At 63.8% G+C, this 2,169-nt stretch carries 2 protein-coding genes and 1 pseudogene; all 3 read right to left on the bottom strand.

The features are described 5' to 3' along the window. Positions 1–142 precede the first annotated feature (142 nt). Positions 143–1,213, bottom strand: coding sequence for an ABC transporter substrate-binding protein (locus EOA38_RS34465; RefSeq protein WP_127301317.1), 1,071 nt, complete (start codon positions 1,211–1,213; stop codon positions 143–145). Between the two features lie 27 nt (positions 1,214–1,240). Next, complete coding sequence (locus EOA38_RS34460; RefSeq protein ID WP_127301316.1) at positions 1,241–2,062, bottom strand: ABC transporter permease; 822 nt, start codon at positions 2,060–2,062, stop codon at positions 1,241–1,243. Then, positions 2,059–2,169, bottom strand: a pseudogene (locus EOA38_RS40730) (ABC transporter permease); the annotation flags it as partial. The gene EOA38_RS34460 and the pseudogene EOA38_RS40730, both read right to left, overlap by 4 nt.

The following is a 2,169-nucleotide window of genomic DNA, read 5'->3' as shown; positions in this document are numbered from 1 at the left end:
GGAGAAGGTGGATCGGCGCGATAGCGCCGAGACGGATGAGGGGTGTTCCAGCGGAGTGAGACGTTGGCTTTCCCTGGAACACCCCTCATCCGGCCGCTGCGCGGCCCCCTTCTCCCACAAGGGGAGAAGGGGGCGTCTCAGCTCAACCCCCCGCCTTCACCTTTTCGAACATCTTGGCGACGTCGTCATTCTGCTTCATCGGTCCGGTGAAGATGGTGCTCTTCAGCATCACGTCCGGGTCCGCCGGCAGCTGCAGTTTCTCCAGCTCGTCCTTCGACACGCCGGCGAAGGCGGTTGAGAGCGAGCTGCCATAGCCATAGGACTGGATCAGATACTTGCCCGAGTCGGCGTCGAGCCGGCTGTTGATGAAGTCATAGGCGAGGTCGACGTTCTTGGCGTCCTTCAGCATGACGAAGCCGCAGGCCCAGGTGAGCATGCCTTCCTTCGGCTTCATGAACTCGACCGGGACGCCCTGCTTCTTGAGCGAGGTGGCGGACGCGTTCCAGGTCATGGCCGCGACCAGTTGGCCGCTCGCCAGCGCCTGTTCCACCGAGGTCATGTCGGTGGTGTAGCTCGACAGCAGCGGCCGTTGCTCGCGCAACTTCGCGGCGACCTTGTCTATCTGCTCAGGCGTCATGTCAAAGGGGTTCACGCCTGCCAGCAGCGCGGCGACGATCGGCGTGTCGTGGACGGCGTCGATGGTCGCCATGCGGCCGGCATATTGCTTGTCCCAGAGAAGGTTCCAGCTCGCCTCGGGGTTCTTCACCAGATCGGTGCGGTAGAGGATCGAGGTGTTGCCCCAGTCCCACGGCACCATCCAGACCTTGCCATCGCCGGCCTGCAGGTCGGGCAGGTTCTTGAAAACCGGGAAGATCGAATCCCAGTTCTTGATGCGCTTGGTGTCGATCGGCTGCAGCAGGCCTTCCTTGTTCCAGCGCGCCACCTTGTCGTAGCAGGGATGCGCAATGTCCGGCCGGAAACCGGCCTTGACCTTGGTGAAGGCATCGTCGTCATCGCCGAAGATCGTCGCCTCGACGCCGTCTGGATGCGCGGCCAGGAAGCTCTTGTTGAAGTCCGGCAATTCGTAGCCGGACCAGGTGAAGTATTGCAGCTTGTCGGCGGCCAAGGCGACCGTCGACGACAGCGCCAACGCCAATGCGGCAAGGCCGGCCCGGGCCTTGTGTCCGGTGATCGATTTCAGGTGGAATGTCATTTTCGTTCTCCTCTTCTTTGTTGTGGTTCAGGCTGGATTGCGGCGCGCTGCGCCGAGGCCGCGATGGCGCAGGATCTCGGCGAGCGCGGCGATGATGAAGGACACGGCGAGGATCACGGTTCCCAGCGCCATCACGGTCGGCAGCGAGCGCGGGAAGCGCAGCTGGCTCCAGATGTAGAGCGGCAGCGTCGGCTCGGTGCCGGCCAGGAAGAAGACGACGATGAACTCGTCGAAGGAAGTCAGGAAGGCGAGCATGAAGGCCGACAGCACGGCCGGCGCACTCAGCGGCAGCATGACGCGCCGGAACGTCGTCCAGTCGGAAGCGCCGAGGTCGAGCGCCGCCTCGCGGATGGTTTTTGGAATGGCGGCGAAGCGGCTGCGCATCACCACCACGGTCGTCGGCAGCGCCACCAGGATATGGCCGAGCACGATGGCGATGCGCGACGGGCCGAGGCCGATAAGGTTGACTAGGATAAGCAGCGAAATACCGACGATGACGCCGGGAATCAGGATCGGCAGCCGGGCAACGGCGCTGATGGTGGCGGCGAGCGGCGAGCGGCCGTAGAGGTCCATGTAGGAGACGGTGATGCCGCAGAGCGTGGCGCCGGAGGCGGCGATCACGCCGATCACCAGGCTGTTGGCCAAAGCACCGGAGAGCGCCGGATTGCCGTAGAGCGTCTCATACCAACCGAGCGTGAAACCCTGCAGCGGAAACGCCGCCTGGATGGAGTCGTTGAAGGAAAACAGCGGGATCAGCAGGATCGGCAGATAGAGGAAGACGAGATAAGCAAGCACGTAGAGGCCGAGCCAGCGGCCGCCTGCATTTGCCTCTGTGCGCGCTGCGCTCATGTGCGGCTGCCAAATCTGTGGTCGGCGCCACGGGCGACCAGGACCACGCACAGGATCACCAGCATGATGCAGACCGAGAGAGCGGCGCCGAACGGCCAGTCATTGGC

The sequence above is a fragment of the Mesorhizobium sp. M1E.F.Ca.ET.041.01.1.1 genome, from assembly GCF_003997355.1.
GTDB lineage: Bacteria > Pseudomonadota > Alphaproteobacteria > Rhizobiales > Rhizobiaceae > Mesorhizobium.
The sequence above is the reverse complement of the archived record's forward strand: the minus strand, read 5'-3'. Positions and strand labels throughout refer to the sequence as shown.

Bases quoted from the DNA above. Each gene is read 5' to 3' on its own strand.
- EOA38_RS34465 (WP_127301317.1), bottom strand. From the start codon at position 1,213: ATGACATTCCACCTGAAATCGATCACCGGACACAAGGCCCGGGCCGGC.
- EOA38_RS34460 (WP_127301316.1), bottom strand. From the start codon at position 2,062: ATGAGCGCAGCGCGCACAGAGGCAAATGCAGGCGGCCGCTGGCTCGGC.